The 20,296-nt window shown below is 54.6% G+C and carries 14 protein-coding genes; 12 read left to right on the top strand and 2 right to left on the bottom strand.

Going from position 1 to position 20,296, the window contains the following annotated elements:
* Positions 1 to 206: 206 nt before the first annotated feature.
* Entirely contained in the window at positions 207 to 734 is a 528-nt protein-coding gene (locus tag MHH78_RS28305) for a hypothetical protein (protein WP_341169614.1), read from the bottom strand.
* Between the two features lie 278 nt (positions 735 to 1,012).
* On the opposite strand from MHH78_RS28305, the gene MHH78_RS28300 reads away from it, so the two are divergent.
* From MHH78_RS28300 to MHH78_RS28280, 5 genes are all read left to right on the top strand, one after another.
* On the top strand, positions 1,013 to 2,416 hold the full coding sequence (locus MHH78_RS28300) for a helix-turn-helix transcriptional regulator (protein WP_341169613.1): 1,404 nt from the start codon (positions 1,013 to 1,015) through the stop codon (positions 2,414 to 2,416).
* A 149-nt stretch (positions 2,417 to 2,565) separates the two neighbouring features.
* Positions 2,566 to 4,173, top strand: a complete 1,608-nt coding sequence (locus tag MHH78_RS28295; RefSeq protein WP_341169612.1) for a GAF domain-containing hybrid sensor histidine kinase/response regulator — start codon at positions 2,566 to 2,568, stop codon at positions 4,171 to 4,173.
* Between the two features lie 268 nt (positions 4,174 to 4,441).
* Positions 4,442 to 6,199, top strand: coding sequence for a cache domain-containing sensor histidine kinase (locus MHH78_RS28290; protein WP_341169611.1), 1,758 nt, complete (start codon positions 4,442 to 4,444; stop codon positions 6,197 to 6,199).
* Positions 6,186 to 7,817: a response regulator gene (locus tag MHH78_RS28285; protein ID WP_341169610.1), complete on the top strand. Its 1,632-nt coding sequence runs from the start codon at positions 6,186 to 6,188 to the stop codon at positions 7,815 to 7,817. The genes MHH78_RS28290 and MHH78_RS28285 overlap by 14 nt, the downstream gene beginning before the upstream one ends.
* Complete coding sequence (locus MHH78_RS28280) at positions 7,814 to 8,644, top strand: AraC family transcriptional regulator (protein ID WP_341169609.1); 831 nt, start codon at positions 7,814 to 7,816, stop codon at positions 8,642 to 8,644. The genes MHH78_RS28285 and MHH78_RS28280 overlap by 4 nt, the downstream gene beginning before the upstream one ends.
* Here MHH78_RS28280 and MHH78_RS28275 read toward each other — a convergent pair.
* Positions 8,631 to 10,139, bottom strand: a complete 1,509-nt coding sequence (locus tag MHH78_RS28275; protein WP_341169608.1) for an FAD-dependent oxidoreductase — start codon at positions 10,137 to 10,139, stop codon at positions 8,631 to 8,633. The genes MHH78_RS28280 and MHH78_RS28275 overlap by 14 nt on opposite strands.
* A gap of 230 nt (positions 10,140 to 10,369) precedes the next feature.
* Here MHH78_RS28275 and MHH78_RS28270 point away from each other — a divergent pair, with 230 nt between their 5' ends.
* From MHH78_RS28270 to ltrA, 7 genes are all read left to right on the top strand, one after another.
* Positions 10,370 to 11,593 (top strand): glycoside hydrolase family 130 protein, encoded by a 1,224-nt coding sequence (locus MHH78_RS28270; RefSeq protein ID WP_341169607.1) that lies wholly within the window; start codon positions 10,370 to 10,372, stop codon positions 11,591 to 11,593.
* A gap of 145 nt (positions 11,594 to 11,738) precedes the next feature.
* Positions 11,739 to 13,157, top strand: coding sequence for an ABC transporter substrate-binding protein (locus MHH78_RS28265; RefSeq protein ID WP_341169606.1), 1,419 nt, complete (start codon positions 11,739 to 11,741; stop codon positions 13,155 to 13,157).
* 68 nt (positions 13,158 to 13,225) lie between these two features.
* Positions 13,226 to 14,125, top strand: coding sequence for a carbohydrate ABC transporter permease (locus tag MHH78_RS28260; RefSeq protein ID WP_341169605.1), 900 nt, complete (start codon positions 13,226 to 13,228; stop codon positions 14,123 to 14,125).
* 13 nt (positions 14,126 to 14,138) lie between these two features.
* A complete protein-coding gene (locus tag MHH78_RS28255; RefSeq protein ID WP_341169604.1) occupies positions 14,139 to 15,038 on the top strand; it encodes a carbohydrate ABC transporter permease in 900 nt (299 codons plus the stop codon).
* Positions 15,039 to 15,129: 91 nt separating this feature from the next.
* Positions 15,130 to 16,512, top strand: coding sequence for an FAD-dependent oxidoreductase (locus tag MHH78_RS28250; protein ID WP_341169603.1), 1,383 nt, complete (start codon positions 15,130 to 15,132; stop codon positions 16,510 to 16,512).
* Positions 16,452 to 17,792: an SGNH/GDSL hydrolase family protein gene (locus MHH78_RS28245; RefSeq protein WP_341169602.1), complete on the top strand. Its 1,341-nt coding sequence runs from the start codon at positions 16,452 to 16,454 to the stop codon at positions 17,790 to 17,792. The genes MHH78_RS28250 and MHH78_RS28245 overlap by 61 nt, the downstream gene beginning before the upstream one ends.
* A gap of 773 nt (positions 17,793 to 18,565) precedes the next feature.
* Entirely contained in the window at positions 18,566 to 19,864 is a 1,299-nt protein-coding gene (gene ltrA / locus MHH78_RS28240; RefSeq protein WP_341169601.1) for a group II intron reverse transcriptase/maturase, read from the top strand.
* The last annotated feature ends 432 nt before the right edge of the window (positions 19,865 to 20,296 follow it).

The following is a 20,296-nucleotide window of genomic DNA, read 5'->3' as shown; positions in this document are numbered from 1 at the left end:
TATGGTTTCTGTAGGGTTACTGCTGGATGAATATCCTATATTTAAGCTTATAGATAAAGGGCTTGGGGGTAAATAGTGATAGGATTGAATATGTGTGAAAAGGTTAGATTGGGGAGAGAGATTAGACGTAAAAAAGCCACAACCGCTGCTGGGCAACAGGCTGTGGCTTGAGGTTATTTTATGGAAGGGATTAAGATAGCAGCTCCTTATGGAGTGTACTGCTGCACGATCGATACAATCTGGCCATCCTTGATCGTGAGGTGATAAGGCGAATCGCTTAGATCGAATACATCCGTCTTGGCGAATTCATGAATGAACTGCTTCAGCGTGAGCGATTCGTTCCAGTTAATGTCCAGGTCTTCGAGCTTGCCGGTGCGATCATAGATCTGCATGGTGACCTTGGCATCCGGGGCTACCGTATAAGTAGTCAGCGTGTCGCTGTCGTTCACGATATAGTAACCGTCCGGGGCACCGCCGATTTCGGATGCGGATTCCGGCTCCCGCTGGGCGAAGACCGCGTCGGCAGCTGCGCCTTCATACCATTCGATCTCATCCCCGGTAAGGGTCGTCTGACCGTTATGATTCTCTAAGGAATGTATATACACCGTCAGATGCTGGGCCAACCCCTCGCTCTTGGCATCAGCGGTTTTTATGGTTGTGCTTGCCGTAGTCACGAGGGAAAGGAACAACAGGACCAGAACAGGAAGCAGGTAGACGTTTTTGTTTTTTAACATTATGAATTTCCCCCTTGGCGTAATCTTACACGGCGTGAGTCTACACTCTTTATTTACCCTGCCGGAATATTCTCAAACTTGTTTATACCCTAATAAACGTTGGATCAGCAGAAATGTTGCAAAAGATTTTTTAACTGGGTATATATAACAAATATTCCGTCTTTGTCAACCTCTTTTGAACCGTTCAAACCAGATTGACCTGCCTAATTAAGGGATTTATGATATAGGAATATCTGGATTTTTACTAGAATATCTGGTTCTTGAGGGGCGGTATTGGTTTGCAACAGCACACTACAATTCAAACAGAACTGGCTGCTTTTCTTAAAAAAGAAGGCCAGACAATCAATCAGTTCGCAGGAATCTCCGGTGTCAATTCGGGAACGCTCAGCAGCATTATTAATGGTAACCGTCCTATTGCCATGCAGCAGCTGGACCGGATTACCGCCGGAATGGGGCTTCCTGAAGGAACATTTTATGAGTTATATATAGATGAATGTGTCGTACATTCCGCACCCGACTGGCGGCGGCTGGGCCCCTTCCTGCACCGCTGTGCGGAGCTGGACAAGCTGGAGTGTATCCGGCAGGTGGTTCAAATCATCATGGACAATATTACATATGCCCCGCTCCTGTTCGATACGGCGGAGGAATTCTACGGGCAAGGCAAGCTTCAGGCAGCGGCTCTGCTGTATGAAGGGGTAGCCGACACTGAGAAATATCAGCATTCGGAGCGGCTGGCCCTGTGTCAGTACCGGCTGTTCATGATCCGGATCGGACAGAGCCCGGAGGCGGATTTCCGTGCGGCGACCCGGTTTGAATATTTTGTAGAGCGCCTGGAGGAAATAGACCAGTTGGAAGCGCTTCGGAAGCTGGCGGATATCTATATTGCTCTACAGCACTGGGAGAAGGCCAGACTACTGGCAGAGGAGCTCCGTCATAAGACATCTATCCAGTACGAAATCAGATTCTACAAAACGAAAAAGAAGAAGGAGCTGAGGCAGGCGCCCAGACCTCTTTGCTTCTATATACTGTATGCTTACTGGCTGCAATCCAAGGTATGCGAGGAATCCGGTGAATATGAGCGGGCGCTGGAATATGTGGGCCTTTACACTGAAATGAGCTGGATTGTCGAGGAATCGGAAGAGGTTCAGCAGATCCGGGCGCAGTTCAGCAGGCTGGGGACAGTCTACAAGTCTCTATACCGCCTGATGTGCGGTGAGCTGGAGGCTCTTCCCGAGGTGATGGAATCTATCGGCACCCCCGGGCTTGGACTGCTGGACGGGCTGCTTAAGGCAGTTCAAGCGGCTAACCGGTATGGCTGGAAGGTAGATGAGCTTATCAGCCGCTTCCAGCCGCTGCTTACGCCGGAGGGAACGGCCTCCGGGCAAGCCGAAGGAACTCCGGGCAGGGAGACGCCTCAGCAATATCCGGTACTGCTCTATGAGCTGGCGCTGTACTCTCTCAAAGCAGAGAAGATAGAGCAGGGGATACGTTATATCTTCGGGAGCCTGGAGGCTTCCGCCGCACTTGGCAGCATAGCCTGTGTGATCCGCTGTGTAAGATTATTCGAGCAATTCCGGCCGCACGCTTCAGCGGAAGACCAGGATCGGTATAAGCGTCTGATCAATAAAGTCCAGCTGGCCCACACCGGAGCGAAGAGGACCACAGAATCCCTGCAGGAGTAACAAAGTATCTTTTTCATCCCATCCAATTCCTTCCTCAGCCTATTTTTGTGAATTTTGCAGGTTGTTGCTGTGTTTTTTCTGTTATGATAAGGACCAGTCAAGTTTATGGTAACATATTTAGGTTTTGGAAATGGGGTTCTGGAACGACGATGGAGATGAACGATACCGGCAGTTCGGCGATTCGCAATATAGAGGATGCCGCAGACCGGATGATAGAGCTGTTAAGCCAACTTTTCAAGTCAAACACGATTCTGATTTCGGTGCATGGTGTAAGCTCAGATCCCCTGCTGCGGGTGTTCAACCGGGAACAGCTGTTGGGGCCGGATATACAGGGATCTGTGTTGTTTGATGCTATTGGCAGTCTGATCCTTCTGAATGACAATGGACCGTTACTGGTCTCTGATACGCATAAACAGCCCGCGTCCCCTGCACTTGACTTCATACACACACAGGGAGTACATTCATTCATTGGCGTTCCTCTGCTCACTGAGGATGGCGAATCTCTGGGAACGATCTGCCTGCTGGACCCTGCTGCCGGGCGGCATACGAAGGAAGACCTGGACCTCTTAAGCGCTATGGCTTATTTTTTCACCTATATTATGAACTTGGAACGGAAGCTTGAAGATTTGGAACAGCGGAGACAAACGAAAATGGATCTGTTCGCTATGCTCAGCCATGAAATCCGCACCCCGATGAACGGCATTATCGGCATGACGGATCTGATGATGACGACTGAGATGAACGAGCAGCAGCAGTATTACATGGAGATCATTGAATCAAGCAATGCCAAGCTGCTGCAATTCCTGAACGATGTTCTGGATTTCAGCAAGATGGAAGCGGGCAAGCTGCTCATTGAAAAGGAACCGTTCGATATTATTACCGCACTGGAAGAGAGCGTCTATCTGTTCTCCACCAAGGCTTTTGAGAAAAACCTGGAGGTTATTCTGAATGTGGATTCGGAGATTCCCCTCTATGTTCTGGGGGATGCCCCCAAGATACGCCAGATCATCATGAATATCGTAAGCAACGCCCTGAAGTTCACCCACGCCGGGGAAATTCTGATTGAGCTGAAATCCTTGCCTGTTCACCGTGAAGAAATAGGGATTAGGATCACGGTTACGGATTCTGGAATAGGTATAGCGCAGGACAAGCTGAAGCTGCTGTTCAACAAATATACCCAGGTTCACCAGAGCAGCGAGCTGCATCATTACGGAGGTACCGGACTGGGGCTGGCCATCTGTAAACAGCTGGTGGAGCTGATGGGGGGAGAGATCTCTGCGGAAAGCCAGGAAGGGACAGGGACGAAGCTGGAGGTCACGCTGTATCTTGAGAAATATACAAGCCTGCCCTCGATTCCCTTCGAGAAGGATGTGCTTGACGCAATTAAGATTCTGGTTGTGGATGATAATCAGACCAGTCTGGATGTCATCTCTTCGGTACTTGAGGACTGGAGCGTGGCAGTGTCTTCTGCCCGGACTGCCGGAGAGGCCCTGGAGCTTCTGGCGGCCAATAACGATTATGATCTAATCCTTATGGATAAGGATATTGCGGGGACAGAAGCCACAGAGCTTGCCAAGCACATGCGTCAGCTTGTTCCGGGCAGGAAGCTGCCCGTTATTCTGCTTGCTCCCCTGGGGACGAATCTGGACGAGGAGACCAAAGCGCAGTTTTCCTCCATCATTATCAAGCCCATCCGTAAGGTGCATCTGCTCAATAACATATTGGCTTTGCTGAAGCACAGTAAGCCGGAGTCCTGATGGCGCATACTCCTCCTGGTGTTCTGCAACCAGTGAGATATTCATAGCCATACTTAATATAGCCTGTTTGAAGCCGGTGCCTGCCGGAATTCAAACAGGCTATTTGGTGCAGGCGGAGAGGGAGGCGGCGGGTTGCCCTGTACATACGGTAGATCCATGCTCCGCATACGGTGAATTCACTATTTCGTGCGCTGCGTATTGTCGGACCGGACGTTCAGGTGACATAATCGAAGAGCAGGGCATCTGCACACAGGAAGGCGTGAACGACTTGAACTATTTCCGGAAGCAATCATTCCGCAGCAAATTAAAAACTGCATTCTTAGCCGTGATCCTCCTCTCCGTACTGATGACCGGGGGATTGTCGTATTCCATCTCGGCGGCGACTCTGGAGAAGAATGCGCTGAAGCTTACCCAGGATAACGTTGTCAAATCAGCGCAGATCATCGACGAGAAGCTGAACAAGCTGATGCTGATTATGATGACCTTCATGATCAGCCAGCCCTTTCACGATATGATGAGGGATGTCGTCACCGGGGACACGGGCCGGTATTATACTCACCTGAATGATCTTGATAACGTTTTCTCACAAGCGCGGATTGCGGAGCCGCTGATCCATTCGATCTATGTGTCCACGCCGATCGGGGAGTTCTACCCTTCCTCGATGAACCGGAACCGTCTGACGGAGTTCAAGGATACCTTACTATATGAGCGGATCGAACAGGAGAAGAAGAATACATGGGTTGAAGGCCATGAGGACATGCTCTTCTCCGGGAAGGAACGGGTGATTTCACTGATTCTGGAACCTATATTTGATACAGCGGTCCGCGGGGTCTATATTATCGTCAACATCCGTGAAGACGGCTTCCGCAAGCTGGTGAGCGGGGATACCGGCGGAGGGGCACGCAGCTTCCTGCTGAACGCGGAAGGCAGCCCCGTTTATTCTGTGAAGGACCCGCTCGTTCTGCAGGCGGTGGAGGGCAGTGATCTGACCGGCATGATCAGCAGCAGCCGGGATATCAGCAATACCTTCAAGCTGGGCGGCGAATCGTATCTGCTGAACTATGCGCATCTGGGTATTGCTGATTGGACGATGACCACGATCCAGTCCAAGTCCGGCGTACTGAAGGATATGATCTATGTGAAATGGCTGCTCGTGGTGGTAGCCCTCTTCGCCTTCACTGTTACCATGATGGTATCAGGAGCTTTTACCCGTTATCTGCTGCGTCCGCTGCAAGGTCTGATGAAGGTGATGAAGCGGGTGGAGAGCAATGATCTGACGGCAAGATTCGAGAGCGGGGGCGGAGACGAGCTGGCCCAGGTCGGGATGCGGTTCAACCAGATGCTGGAGCAGATCGTAGTGCTGATCGGAGAGGTCACACAGGCGCAGACCAATAAGCGCTCGGCAGAGATCAAGGCCTTGTCGGCGCAGATGGACCCTCATTTCCTGTACAATACGCTGAATACGATCTACTGGAAGCTGAATCTGAAGCAGGTGAAGCAGTCGCAGAGCATGGTCATGTCGCTGTCCCGGCTGTTCCAGCTCGGGCTGAACAAGGGGCAGGAGATCACTACGCTGTCTAAGGAACTGGAGCATGTCCGCATGTATCTGGAACTGCAATGCAGCTGCTATGAAGGGCTGTTCCGTTATGAGATTTATGTCGAGGATGAAGCGCTGGTTACCCTCCCGATTCCGCGCATTCTGCTGCAGCCGCTGGTGGAGAATAGTATTCTGCATGGCTTCCGCAACCGGGAGAGCGGGGGGCAGATTGACATCGAAGTCTTCGATGAGGGAGCACGCTGGTGTATCAAGGTCAGCGACAATGGAGCTGGTATGGACGAGGAGGCGGTCCGTGCATTGTTCCGGCGGGAATCGGAGAAGGGCTATGCCGTATCCAATCTGATCCGCAGGCTGCAGCTCTACTATGGGGACAGTGCAGCATTACGGGTGGACAGCGGGCCGGGCCGGGGGACGGCGGTTATTATATCTTTACCCAAACGGGAGGAGCATCAGGATGGACGATCATAGCGTAACCCTCTGTATCATTGATGATATTAAAAGCGTGGTGGAAGGCCTGACCTGCATGAACTGGGCGGAGCACGGCATCCGGGTGGCAGGGACCGCGGCCAATGGGGAGGATGGGCTGGACCTGATCGCGGAGCTGCGCCCGGATCTGGTCATTACGGATATCCGTATGCCAAGGATGGACGGGCTGGCCATGCTGCGTGCCGTACTGGAGCACCACCGGGACTGTAAAATCATTCTGGTCAGCGGGTATGCCGACTTTGAATATGCGCAGCAGGCTGTACAGCTTGGCGCGTTCGACTTCGTGGTCAAGCCGTTCACGGAAGAGGAGATCATGAAGGCGGTGCTGCGGGCAAAGGCGGAGATTATGGAGCAGCGTTCCAGGCTGGATACGCTCCGGGAGATGGAGAGCAAGCTGCGGGAGAGTCTGCCGGTGCTGCGGCAGGAATATTTCGCTCTGCTGGTCAGCCACCGAACGTCGTGGGAGCAGGCGAAGCCGCGCTGGGAATTCTTAGACATCGATCTGAACCCCAAGGGGTTCGTGGTGATGCTGCTGGAGATTGATCACTTTCAGGAGCGGGCAGCAGAGCTGTCTATCCACGAGGTGGAGCTGATCCGCTTCTCCCTGCTGAATATCACCCAGGAGACCATTGCCGGGCATACGCGCTGCGTGGTGTTCCGGGCCAAGCATAACCGCTATCTTGCGGTGATGAATGACTGTGGTCCGGCCAGTGCAGTGGAGATTGCCGAGCGCTGCTGCAAGAACATTGAACGGTATACCAAGTTCACGGTATCGGCCGGGGTCGGAGGCCGGGTGGAAGAGACCAGCGAGCTGCCGGATTCCTACCGCCAAGCGCACCGGGCACTGGCTCACCATCTGTTCACCGGAGGCAATGCGGCCATTATGTATACAGATGTTCACCAGAACGGAAGCCAGGAGCCGCTGGCGCTGGAATACAAGGACGAGCTGTTGCTGGCGCTGCGCTCCGGCAATGTCAGCCGGACTGGCGCGATCCTCGCAGCGATCTCAGAATCGCTGCAGAATCTGAGCTCCGGGCATAATCCTGATTATCTGCTCGTTCTGTATGAGGAGCTGGCCGCATCAGCGATCCGCACCTTCTATGAGCTGGTTCCGTACGGGGAGATTCAGCCGCTGATCCAGCGGTTCCGGGCGGTGCAGGGAACAGCGGGACTGCCGCTTGCCACTCTTCAGCGGCTGCTGCTGGAGCTGTGTACAGAAGGGGCCGCCCTGGTGCGCAGAAGCAGCTTGTCGGAAGGGCAGAAGGTGATCTATGAAGCGGTAGAGTATATCAAAGGCCGTTTGTCCGAGGACATCACGGTCGGGGAATGTGCGGCACATGTTCATCTCAGCCCCAGCTACTTCTCCAGCCTGTTCAAGAAGGTGAACGGAGTGACCGTTACCCAGTATATTACCGCAGAGCGTATTCACCGGGCCAAGCTGCTGCTGGTGGAAGGGGCGCAGGTGCAGGAGGTGGCTGCCGCTGTGGGGTATGAGGAGCGCAGATATTTCAGCGAGATGTTCAAGAAAATCACCGGCCAGACGCCGTCGGAATTCAGGGCGGGGTACCACCCGGACCGCCATGAGGAGTCCTACCCGTGACAGCGTCCGATCCGCAACGGTGCAGCGTCCTGTATGCCAATTACTTCACACACACGCAGCCTCACTCCGTTCAGTATCAGGACGGGTTATCCTTCTATCTCTTCAGACTTCAGATGGAAGGGACCTGCCGTGCGCTGGTAGGAGGAGTGTACGAGACGATCATCCCCGGCGATCTGCTGATCTATGCTCCGGATCAGCCGTACGAGCTGATCGTACAGCCCCGCAGCTATCCAGGCTCTGGCGGAGTTCAGCCCGCCTCGGATTATTTCCTGATCGCCAGCGGCGAGTGGCTGGACTCGTGGTGGCAGGACCGCAGGCTGCCGGCCCGGACGAATATCGGCTTCGATGATACGGTCATTACCCTATGGAAGCATATTGCCGGCGAGAAGAGGAAGGTGATGCAGCATCAGGAGGAGCTGCTGGATTATTTGCTTAGAACGTTCTGCCTGACGCTGGAGCAGGTGATCCAGGCACGGCGGCGCACCAAAGGGACGGAGACCGCCTACAAGCTGAAGCAGTTCATTGACAATCATGCCCATGAACCGCTCAGCCTGGAGCAGATCTCCGCCTCCGTAGGGTTAAGCATCTCCCGTGCTTCCAGTCTGTTCAAAGCCGCTTTTGGCCAATCGCCATTCGCCTACTGCATTAATGTCAGGCTGAAGTCTGCCGAGCAGCAGGTGCTCTACAGCTCACTTTCCCTGGAGCAGGTTGCCGACAATACGGGCTTCCAGAGCTACGCCCATTTCTGCCGGATGTTCCGGGAACGGTATGGCGCTCCCCCGGGAGAGTACCGGCGCAGCTTCGGCTTCCGGTTCAATCCCGGGTGAGTCCGGTGGTGTACAGCACCTGATTGGACGCAAGGAGTAAGGCTTGCAGCCGCTCATACTCCACATCCTGAACCACGCCGTCCGCCTCAAGCGCCAGTACAGCAGCGGCGGCCGCCGATTGTCCTAGAATCATGAAGACCGGCTCCATCCGGATGGAGCCGTAGGCCGCATGAGTGGCCGACAAGCATACCGGTACGATCAGGTTGGTGCATTCGCTGCGTTTCGGCACCATCGCCCGGTAGCTGATCGGATAAGGCTCGTCCAGCCGGATGTAGAATCCGCCCTCTGTGCTGACATGCCCGTCTTCGTTCACATAGTATTGCGTATGGTGTGAGTCCATGGCGAAGGAGCCCATTCCGGCGGAATCCGGCACCGGGTGCTCCCGCCTTACATCATGCTCCGTCACCACATAATCTCCGCTCATTCTGCGGGATTCCCTGATGTAGAGCTGGGAAGGCCAGTGGCCGCTGTCCGTAAATTCATCGAGCGGCAGGCCCCACGGCTTATAGGACTCCCGGATCTCCTCCGGCACCCGAGGATGGTTCTGGACCGTCCAGACAACCCCCTGCTGGTAGATGCGGTGAGCCTCCCATATCTTGTCCCGCGCCGCATAATCCGCCTCCGGATAGCAGTGGTTCATCCCGTTGTAATCTGTTGAAATACCGCTGTTGTTATTGGAATCGGTCTTGTCCGCAGTGACCCGGTTCAGCTTGAAGAAGCGTGAGCGCTGCCCCTGCTCAATGGCCCGGAACAGAATCTCATAATCGGCTTCGTGATAGCCCTCAGGCTTGCCGACCATCATCCGGTTGCCCGGATTGTCTGTCAGACACATGCGGAAGTTATAGGCTTGCAGCTTACGGTCCCCCTCGCCGGCATCACCGCCGCGGTCCGCATTTACACGCGGGAGTAGTCCGCTCGAAGGCACTCCTTTGATGACATAGGGGTCAATTCCCGGCGGGAGTTCATTCAGTTCAGGGCCGGGCTGAATGCCGTTTAACATCTCCCCGTACTGTGCGTTCGGCTCCCGTCCGACCACATAGGACACGCCGGAATGGCCCATCAGATCTCCCTCGTAAGAGGCGTCAATGAACATTTTACCGTGATAGACCTTCCCGGATTCCATGGTAATGGAGGTGATTCTTGCGCCTTGCCGGGTTACCCCATTCTTAAGCTCCAGCCTGTCCCCGCAGACGACTTCAAGATGATGCTCCGCCACCCAGTCCTGCAGCACCTCAAGCGCAACCTTGGGTTCGAACAGCCAGCACGCTCCGTCCTGCACATATTTCTGCGCAATCCGCTGGTAGAATTCCAGAGACAGGCCGCCGACTGCCTCTTTCATTCCCACATCCGTATCGCCCAGCCCTCCGGTGGTCATGCCGCCGATCCTCCGGCTCTGCTCGATGACGACCACACTTTTGCCCATGATAGCTGCCTGGACAGCCGCTGTAATGCCTGCAGCCGTTCCGCCGTATATGACAAGATCATACTGTTTCATCCGGCTCATCTTCCTCCTTGGTAACGATTTTGCCTGCAAAAATGATTATAAGCCGCTGTCCGGACCCGCGTGAATGATGGATCTTCCTTTTTCAGTTGACGGATCTTACTGTTTTGTCCGAAAGTCCGTTTTCAGGGGAAAAGTCTTTTGAATTCGCGGATGGCCTATGATAAGTTGTTTGCTGAAAAACGGAATATGCCCCTGCTTCAGGAGGTAAACCAGGAGGAACTATGAAACCACAATTTCGCTATTTGGACAAACCGGCGCTTGAACCTGTACCAGGCTGTGACTGGGCGGACAAAATGGTGTTGAATCCGGCGATCATTCAGGACCCTGACTCGAATGACATTCATATGCTGTTTCGGGCAACGGGCCCGTGGCCGCAGAAGAGAAGAGAGGGCTGTCATGATCCCTATCCGATTTTTTTGGGATATGCGCGGAGCAGGGATGGGGGAGAGACCTGGGAGGCGGATTTTTCAAGACCTGCCCTGGCTCCCGCCCTCGGGTATGAAGAGCATGAATTGTACATTACGGACATTTACGGAAAAAGAGTGCGGAATTATGCCAACGGCTGTGTGGAGGACCCCCGTATCTTCTATGTCGGGAACGAGCTGTATGTCACGGTGGCCTGCCGGGCGTTTCCCCCTGGCCCGTACTGGCTTAGCAGCCAGCAGCCTCCGGTCCAGACGCGCTTTGAATACGTGCCGGATTGGATTTTTGCTGGAGAGGGTTCGGACCCGTTCATTCAATCAGCCCGGGCGAATGATACGGTCAGCGTTCTGTACAAGCTGAATTTGGCCAAGCTGAAGGAAGGGGAATATGAAGACGCTTTCGGGTACGTAGGCCCGCTTACCGAGGGGCATGTCAGCGATAACCGTGACGTGTTCCTGTTTCCTGAGCAGATGAGGATTGCAGGTAAATGGCAATATGTGATGCTGCACCGGCCGATGAATGTCCTTCCTTTTGCCGGAGGGGAGCGGGCGGGCAAGCCTTCTATCTATCTGGCAGCGGCAGAATCGATTGCGGATTTCGCTTCACCTGCGGCAGTCCACCGGCTGCTGGCCAGTCCGCTGTTTGATTGGGAGGAGGATCGAGTGGGGGCAAGCTGGCCGCCGATCGCCTTGGGGGATCAGGAGTGGCTGGTGGCTTATCACGCGAAGAAAAATGTGCAGTTTGGCTATACCCAGTCCTTCATGATCCTCAAGGAGCAGGACAATGATTTTCCGGTTATCATTCACCGGTGCTCTGACCGTCTGATGTATGCCGAGCGGGATTGGGAGATGCCGGAGGATTACCCTACGCCTTGTCTGTTTACCACGGGTGGTATTGTCGTGGGGGAGGATCTAATCATGTCTTATGGCGCTGCAGATCAAAAGGCGGGTATCGCTTGGGTCCATTTTGCGGAATTATTGGAGTATATCCGGACATTTGATGAGAACGGCATCCTGCTGTAACGGGAGAGCCCGGCCGCTGCCGCCTGCCGCAAAGAATAGAATTCTGTCCCTCAAGAGTGAGTCTGCCGCACTCCTTTTGCGGGAGGGGTGGCCTATAATAGAGAACGAGCTCACAATACAAATGTCAATCAAAGGGGTAGAACGTATGCAGAAAAAATGGTTGGGCCTCAGCCTGAGCCTCATGCTGGCCGCCGGAATCGCCGGCTGCGGCGGGAACGGGAACAATAACAAGAGCGGCGGTGCGGCAGAGGGAACACCCGGAGCGGCAACAGCGAGTCCGACAGCTTCGGCCGCAGCAGATACAGGCGAGCCGGTACAGCTTAAATACTGGACCGATGACCGTCATGACCAGGAATATATCAAGGAACTGATCAACAAGTTCAATGAGACGAACGGTGAGAATATCCAGGTGGAACTGACAGTCATGTCTGAGAACTACGCGCAGAGCGTCGATATTGCCTTCACCAGCAACCAGGCACCGGACATCCTCCGTCTGAAGAGCGGCAACACCCCCGAATTTGTCAAAAAAGGCTATCTGGCTCCGATTGACGATTACCTGACCGACGAGATCAAAACGAAATTCGGCAGCTTGCTAATCGACAATGTCAACCGTTTTGACGGCAAGGTGTATTCTTTGGCCAACACCGGCCTCACCCTGCGTCTGATCTACAATAAGGATCTCTTTGACAAAGCAGGCATCGCGAATCCTCCGGTATCGTTGCAGGAAATGGTCGATGACGCCAAAAAAATCACTGAAGCCGGCAAAGCCGAGGGCGTATACGGCTTCGCGCTGAACTTCAAAAGCCCGAAGGCGGCCTTCGACCGTTCGATCCGCGAGATTCTCTCCTTGAGCGGCTACCAGGGCCTTGGCTTTGACCTGAAGACAGGCCAGTTCGACTTCGCGCCTTACTCTCAGGTTATCGAGTATTTCAAGCAGATGTACGAAGACAGAAGTATTCTGCCGGGGGCGGAGACACTGGATATCGACCCGCTGCGCGCCCAATTTGCCGCAGGCAAAATCGGCATGTACCTCAGCTTCTCGACGGAGCCGGGCGTATACCAGGACCAGTTCCCGACAGAGATCAACTGGGCAGGTGCGCTCGCCCCTACGCTGGACGGGCAGATTAAGGGAACCTCGGAGATCGTATCCGCCGGCACCTGGCTCGGGATCAGCGCGAAATCGGCGCATCAGGAGGCCGCCTGGAAATTCATGCAGTACATGTACGGCGACGATATTCTGAAGACGTATCATGAGAAGGGCTTCGGGATTGCTGTAGTGCCGAGTATTGTGGAGCAGGCCAAAAAGCCGGAAATTGGCGGTATGGAAGGCTTCCTGGTCGGTGAGCATGACTCGCTCTGGCCTGCTGTGCCGAACGTCACGCCGGAAGGCTCTACCTATGCGGATGCTTTCTTCAAGTATATGCTCTCGGGCGGGGATGCCAAGGCCATTGCTGCTGATCTGAATACAAGATACAATGACGCATTGTCCAAAGCAGTGGAGAAGGGTGAGGTTACCGTTACACCGGACCCGGCCTTTGATCCAATGAAGCCGCAGGGAGAATAACGGGTTACACAGGGGCTTGTACGGGATTCCCGGATCAGCCCCTTTGCTTTCCCTGAAGGAGACTAATTATGATTTACAAATGGAAAAGACTTGGGGAGAATTCCCTGTTCTTGGCACCTAGCGTCATTCTGACACTCACTCTCGGCATCTATCCTCTGATCTGGATGCTGCGCTATATGTTCTATGATTATGCCGGATACGGCGTGGCGCTGTTTACCGGGTTGGACAATTTCAGCCGGCTGCTGCGGGATACCCTGTTCTGGGAATCGGTGCGCAATACCTTTATCTTTGCCGGAGGGAAGCTGCTGCTGACTCTGCCGCTGTCGCTGCTGCTGGCTGTTATTCTTAACGGCAGATTGCGCGGGTCCAACTTGCTCCGGGGCATTTATTTCATGCCGACGGTTATAAGTACCGCAGTGATCTCTGTTGTTTTTTATAACATCTTTAATTCCTATAACGGCATGGTTAACACAGTTCTGATGAAGCTGCATCTCGTCTCCCAGCCGGTTGACTGGCTTGGTCCGAAGCACGCCATGCTGACGGTTATTCTTGTGGCGGTGTGGGGTGCCGTCGGGAACTATATGCTGCTATTTCTCGCCGGGCTGCAGAGCATTCCGCAGGACCTGTACGAGAGCGCGGCCATCGACGGAGCGAACGCCGGAAGACGCTTCTGGAATATCACGCTTCCGATGCTGGCTCCGGTAGCCCAGATGGTCATTATGCTGGCGATTATCGCTTCCCTGAAGGGCTATGAGAGCATCATGGTCATCACCGAAGGCGGACCGATCGGCAGAACGGAAGTCATGTATCTCTATCTCTACAAGCTGCTATTCCCTGTATCCACCGGTTCACCGGTAACGCAGCAGCTCGGTTACGGCAGCGCCGTGGGCTTCGCCACCGCAGTGATTGTCGGAGCGGTAACCGGCCTGTATTTCTTCTTCAGCCGCAAAATGAACAAGGTGTATTAGGAGGCTTATCCAAATGAACGAATCTGTGATATCCAAGCAGCCCGGAGGGCGGCCGCAGACGGCTGACCGGACGCCCGGCTCTGCCGGGAGAATAGTGACCCGGACCGTTATGTGGATCTTTTTGCTGGCAACGGCGGTCCTGACCCTGTTTCCGCTGCTGATGACACTGACCGGTTCCTTGAAGACCGGGGCTGAGATGATGACCGGCGGCAGTCTGCTTCCGGCGAAGCTGCAATTCAGCAACTATGCCGAAGCCTGGAAGCAGGCCAATTTTGCCCGCTATACCTGGAACAGCGCATTTATGAGTGTGATGGTGACGGTAGGAACACTGCTGGTGGCCTCAATGGCTGCTTATGTAGTGGACCGGCGTGATTTTCCGGGGAAAAGAATCTATGTCACAGTGCAGGCGTCCATGATGTTCATTTCAGTCGGGGCCATCGTCCTGCGCCCGCAGTTCGATCTGATGGTTGCGCTGCATCTGAATACGACGCTGTGGGGGGTTATTCTGATTCTGGTCAGTGCCCATTCCAGCACCTTCTTCATGCTGCAGGGCTTCTTCAAGGCGATTCCCCGGGAGCTGGATGAGGCGGCGATGGTGGACGGTTCGGGCTTCATCCGCACCTTCTTCCGCATTATTCTGCCGCTGCTGACCCCGGGGCTTGGGGTGGCCGGATTATTCGCCTTCCGCCATGCCTGGAACGAATACATTCTGCCGCTGGTCTTCACGATGACCAATCCGCAGCTGCAGACGCTGACCGTCGGGCTGGCGAATCTCCGCTACGGCTCATCGGCTGCGATGCAGATTCATCTGATGATGGCCGGGGCTTGCCTGTCCATTCTGCCGATGCTGCTGGCGTATGTATTAGCCAATAAGACCTTCATCCAGGTGACTGCCGGATCGGTGAAGGGGTAATAAATTTGAAGATAGGCGTATGCTCCGAAGCGAGTTTTGCGAGGTGGAATCTAGTGATGGCTACGCTATCCAAACTTTTAGGAGGACAATAATGAATAACGGACATATTACAGTGCAGCAGACAGAAGTGCCTGTCTCCCGCGAGGTGGATGTGCTGGTCATCGGCGGCGGGGCGGCGGGGATTGCCGCTGCCATCTCCGCTGCCGAAGGCGGGGCGAGCACCATGATCGTGGAGCAGCGGGGGTATCTGGGTGGAATGGGCACAGTGGCGCTGGTGCCTGCCTTCTGTCCCTATACGGACAAGGTCAAGCCGATTATCCGCGGCCTGGGCCTGAAGCTGATGGAACGGATGAAGCAGGCCTGTGATCCAGGGTATCAGGAGGAATACCGCGAGCAGCTGGACTGGGTGCCGATTGATCCTGAAGTGTTGAAGCGTGTCTATGACAATGCAATTCTGGAGAGCGGTGTGACGCCGCTGTTCCACACCTTTGTTTACGATGTGGTGCGGTCTCCCGATGGGCAGACGGTAGAGGGTGTACTGATTGTCAATAAATCCGGGAGATCCTTCATCCGCTGCCGTTATATCATTGACTGCACCGGCGACGGCGATATTGCTGCCCTGTCGGGCGTGCCGTTCCAGAAGGGGGGCGGAGACGGGGAGCTTCAGCCGGGCAGCATGTGTTATCTGCTGGCGAATGTGGACCGTCCAAGCTTCAGCCGCTTCCTGGCGGAGACGGGAGATACAAGTCAATTGCACCGGACGGTGGAGCAGGCCATCCTGGAAGGAGCGCTGCCGGAAGGCCGTAAATCCATCTCCGGGCTGGCCTGGGTGAGCGATCAGCTGGTCGGCGTGAACTTCGGCCATGTGTTCGGGGTGGACGGAACGAAGGCCGAGGACCTTACACGCGGAGCCATTGAGGGCCGCCGGACGGTGCTGCGGCAGCTGGAATTCTTCCGCAAGTATGTGCCCGGCTTCGAACAGGCGCATCTGGTAGCAAGCGGCGAGCAGCTGGGCATCAGAGAGACGCGGCGCATCCAGGGCGATTATACGCTGACTGTGGACGACTTCGTGGCCGCGCGTTCATTCCCTGACGATATCGCCCGTAATGCCTACTACATTGACATCCATCTGGCGACCAGCAAAAGCGATATGACCTTCAATCATCTGCCACCGGGCGTCTCCCACGGGGTGCCTTACCGGGTGATGCTTCCGGCGGGCATCCGCAATCTGTGGGTAGCGGGACGTTCGGTGTCCTCGGACCGGGCGGTACAAGGCTCCCTGCGCGTCATGCCGAACTGCTTCTCAATGGGCCAGGCCTGCGGCACGGCCGCAACGCTTGCGCTACGGGACGGCACGGACTCCCGCAGTATCTCGGTTCCTGAGCTGCAGCAGCGCCTGCTGGAGCAGGATGTGTGGCTCGGGGAGAATTTCGTCCCGGGGGCGGCGGAGCAGGATGCGGGGCAGGGGCAGTGAGCGGCGCGAGGAATGTGAAGAGTGTTAAGGGCGTGAAGAGCGTGGGGAACGTGGAGAACGAGAAGAGCGCGGAGCGAACGGAGAGAGTGAAGAGCGGGAAGAGCCTGGAGAGCGGGAAGAGTGTGGGGAACGGGAAGAGCGTGGAGAGTGTGGAGAGCGGGAAGAGTGTGGGGAACGTGGAGAACGAGAAGAGCGCGGAGCGAACGGAGAGTGTGAAGAGCGGGAAGAGCCTGGAGAGCGGGAAGAGTGTGGGGAACGGGAAGAACTTGAAGAACGTAAGGAGCCTCCCTTTGCTGGAGGATTGGTTTCACGGGGCGGTCTCACTGGAGCACCGGCAGGAGGGGATCAAGCCCTGGCGGATTCCGTTCCGGGACTATGATCTATATCCGCCGGATGGGATCGGCGGCAAGGCGGAGATCTGCTCCGGTATCCGGCTGCGGCTGACCACCGATTCCGGGGTCCTTCTCCTCTGGTTTGAACCGCTGGCGGAGGAGGCTTCGCTGGATTGCGTTGCTGACGGCCGTCTGGTCCAGACGCTCAGGCTTGCTGCGGGGGCTGGAGAGGCCCGCAACACCGGACTTCCCCCTGGTGTGAAGGAACTGGAAATCTACCTGCCGCAGAATACCGGCATGACGATCAGCGGTCTTGCGATTGATGATGATGCTGTTGCCGAACCGCTGGCAGATCGGCGGCCTCGTTGGGTGACGTATGGAAGCTCAATTACCCAGTGCGTAGCGGCTTCTAGCCCGTCGCGCACCTGGCCGGTGATCGCCGCCGCAGAGATGGGCTATCACTTGACCAATCTCGGCTTCTCCGGCAATTGCCTGATGGAGCCGATGGCGGGCCGGCTGATCCGGAATCTGCCGGCTGACCTGATTACCTTGTGCGTCGGTGTGAACATCTATGGCGCAGTGTCCTCCAGCCCGCGGATGTTCAAGCCGCTGCTGATCGGCCTGCTGGAGACGATCCGGGAGAAGCATACAGAGACACCTATGGTTGTCATCTCGCCTATTTACGGAACGGAGCGTGAGACAGAGGAGAATCCGCTCGGCTTCACCCTGCCGCTGATGCGCCGGGAGATATTGGATACAGTGAAGCTGCTGCAGGCGCGGGGAGACCGTCATCTGCATTACCTCGATGGGCTGGAGTGGTTCGGCCCAGCGGACGGAGAGCTGCTGACCGATGGTCTGCACCCCGGTCCCGAAGGCTATGAGCTGCTGGGCAGCCGCTTCAGCGGCAGGCTGGCGGCTGCGTTTCAGGGCGGAATGCTGCACCAGTAGAGCATCAACTTTAAAATTGTAAGATGAACCTCAGGGGTGTTAAAGGCTGAGCATGAACATCAAGCTAGATGTTGGGCTGATCCTGCACCCGTTACCGCTTTCTGCTCTTACATTCAAGTAGGTGATTGTATTTCCTGCAATAGAAAATGGATTACTGACCGTAAAATGAGATTCTATTGATTTCATACAGTAGAATGTTGGGTTTTGGGTGAAAACTGGCCTTTGTTCAACATTCAATTGTACGGAATAGAGCGACCGAGCCTAGGTTGAGTAACTTAGCAGGTGGAACCCCTGCTTGGAAAGGCGAAAGCCACGCCACCAATAGCGAGTCTTGGAGCGGCAAGGGTAACCCTGCCGTTTAAGCGTAGACAGTTAGGATGCAGGCCTGAAAGTGATGGAGCCTCGAAAGGCAACAAACGGGAAGGTCGACGGGCTTATTTCCCCGGAAGACAACATGACTCCAGCCGAAAAAAAAAAAAAAAAAAGGCGAGGATGGAGGAGCTTCCCCGGGGTCGAAGAGCCAGGCATGTATACCCATGGTTACTCAGCAACTCGGGAGACCCTGACGCTCTTCTGCGAGAGAAGTACTCTTTAGGAACCTTTGCAGGAGTATGGTAAACAAGCCGTAACACGTAAGGATGCCAAATGGCGCTCAGGGAGTCGGATTGCCGCATAAGACCTGTGAAACCCCTGTAATGGGGGCGGAGGAAAGGCAGGCGACACCCTATCAATCTTGGTAAGGACACATTGGCCACACACAGAGGTGGGGAAAAATGGAAACGAAATTAGCAAGAATAGCAGAAATGGCCAAAGCAGATCCCAAAATACGGTTCACCTCCATCGGACATCTCATTGACGCAGAAGCATTAAAGAAAAGTCACAAAGAGATGAAACCGGGAAAAGCAACGGGAGTCGATGGATCGACCAAAGAGACGTACGAAGCAAACGTGGAAACGAATGTAGCACACCTAGTAGACCGGCTAAAGCGAAAAAGCTACAGACCTCAGCCCGCAAGAAGAGTCTATATCCCGAAGGATGAGAAAACCATGCGGCCCCTAGGAATTCCTGCGTACGAAGACAAACTGGTGCAGCATGCGTTGAAAAGAGTTCTCGAAGCCATCTATGAACAAGACTTCATGGATTTCTCGTATGGATTTCGCCCAAACCGGAACATGCACAATGCGCTGAAACATCTAAACCGGGTCATTGAGCACGGGAAAACCAGCTATGTCGTCGATGCGGACATCTCGGGTTTCTTCAACCACGTGGATCACGAATGGCTGATGAAGTTCCTCGAACTACGGATCGGAGACCCAAACATCCACCGGCTGGTGAGACGGATGCTGAAAGCGGGCATACAAGAGGAAGGACACTTTGAACCGACGGAGGAGGGAACTCCCCAAGGATCGGTGGTGTCGCCCCTGCTAGCCAACGTCTACCTGCACTATGTTCTGGACCTATGGTTCACCGTGACGGTGAAGAAGCAATGTGCGGGGCAAGCCGAAATGGTGCGCTTTGCCGATGATTTTGTGTGCTGCTTCCAGTACAAAGAAGACGCAGAACGTTTCTATACCGCGCTTGTGCTCCGGCTGGAGAAATTCGGACTAAGCATTGCGGAAGAGAAGACAAAAATCATCGCGTTCGGTCGCTTTGCGGAAGCAGAGTCACGGAGGAAGGACGAAGGGAAACCGAAAACATTCGATTTCCTAGGCTTCACGCACTACTGCGCCAAAAGCCGAAGAGGAACCTTTCGAGTGAAGCGCAAAACGAGCGGGAAGAAATTCAGACAGAAGGTCAAAGCCATGAAGAGCTGGGTCAGGTGGAATCGCCACCTGAAGCAGGAGGAGTTTCTAGGCGTCATCCGGTCCAAGTTGTCGGGTCATTACCGATACTACGGAATCACGGATAACTCACAGAAAATGAAGTCCTACTACATGCAAACCCTGGACCTGATCTATAAATGGCTAAACCGCAGAAGTCAGCGCAAGAGCTACACCCGGGAGAGATTCTACGAAGTGCTTAAAGAATTCAAGCTACCTAAGCCGCGGATTTACGTCAATATCTACGACTAAGGCCAACTGTGAACGATGGGGTGAAGAGCCGTATGCGTGAATTGCGCACGTACGGATCTGTGAGGGGTAGGGGCACAATCCACGATGGAGAGGCCCCGCCTACTCGACCAATAGATTCTCTTTCGAAGCCTTTTTTACAGTATTCTAATGTACAAAATGCAGTTACTATCGTTCCAGCGACTAAGCATCCGAATGACTGCTGTGCGAATGAGACGCTGGCTCGTTAAGGTCCGGTAATGGTTCCATATTCACAATATTAAATCTGATGCTGCACCAGCAGAGCATCCAATCTCACTCTGAGGGTTTGCTATGACCCGATTAAGTACCAGCAATAGGCTTAAGTGTATTTTGTACAACTAAATCTTCTGATGTACCGCTGAATATGCATTTAGTTGTATTTCATACATTTAAACTGGCATCCTACCTGGGTTA

Source organism: Paenibacillus sp. FSL H3-0333, from assembly GCF_038002805.1.
GTDB lineage: Bacteria > Bacillota > Bacilli > Paenibacillales > Paenibacillaceae > Paenibacillus_AQ > Paenibacillus_AQ silagei.
The sequence above is the reverse complement of the archived record's forward strand: the minus strand, read 5'-3'. Positions and strand labels throughout refer to the sequence as shown.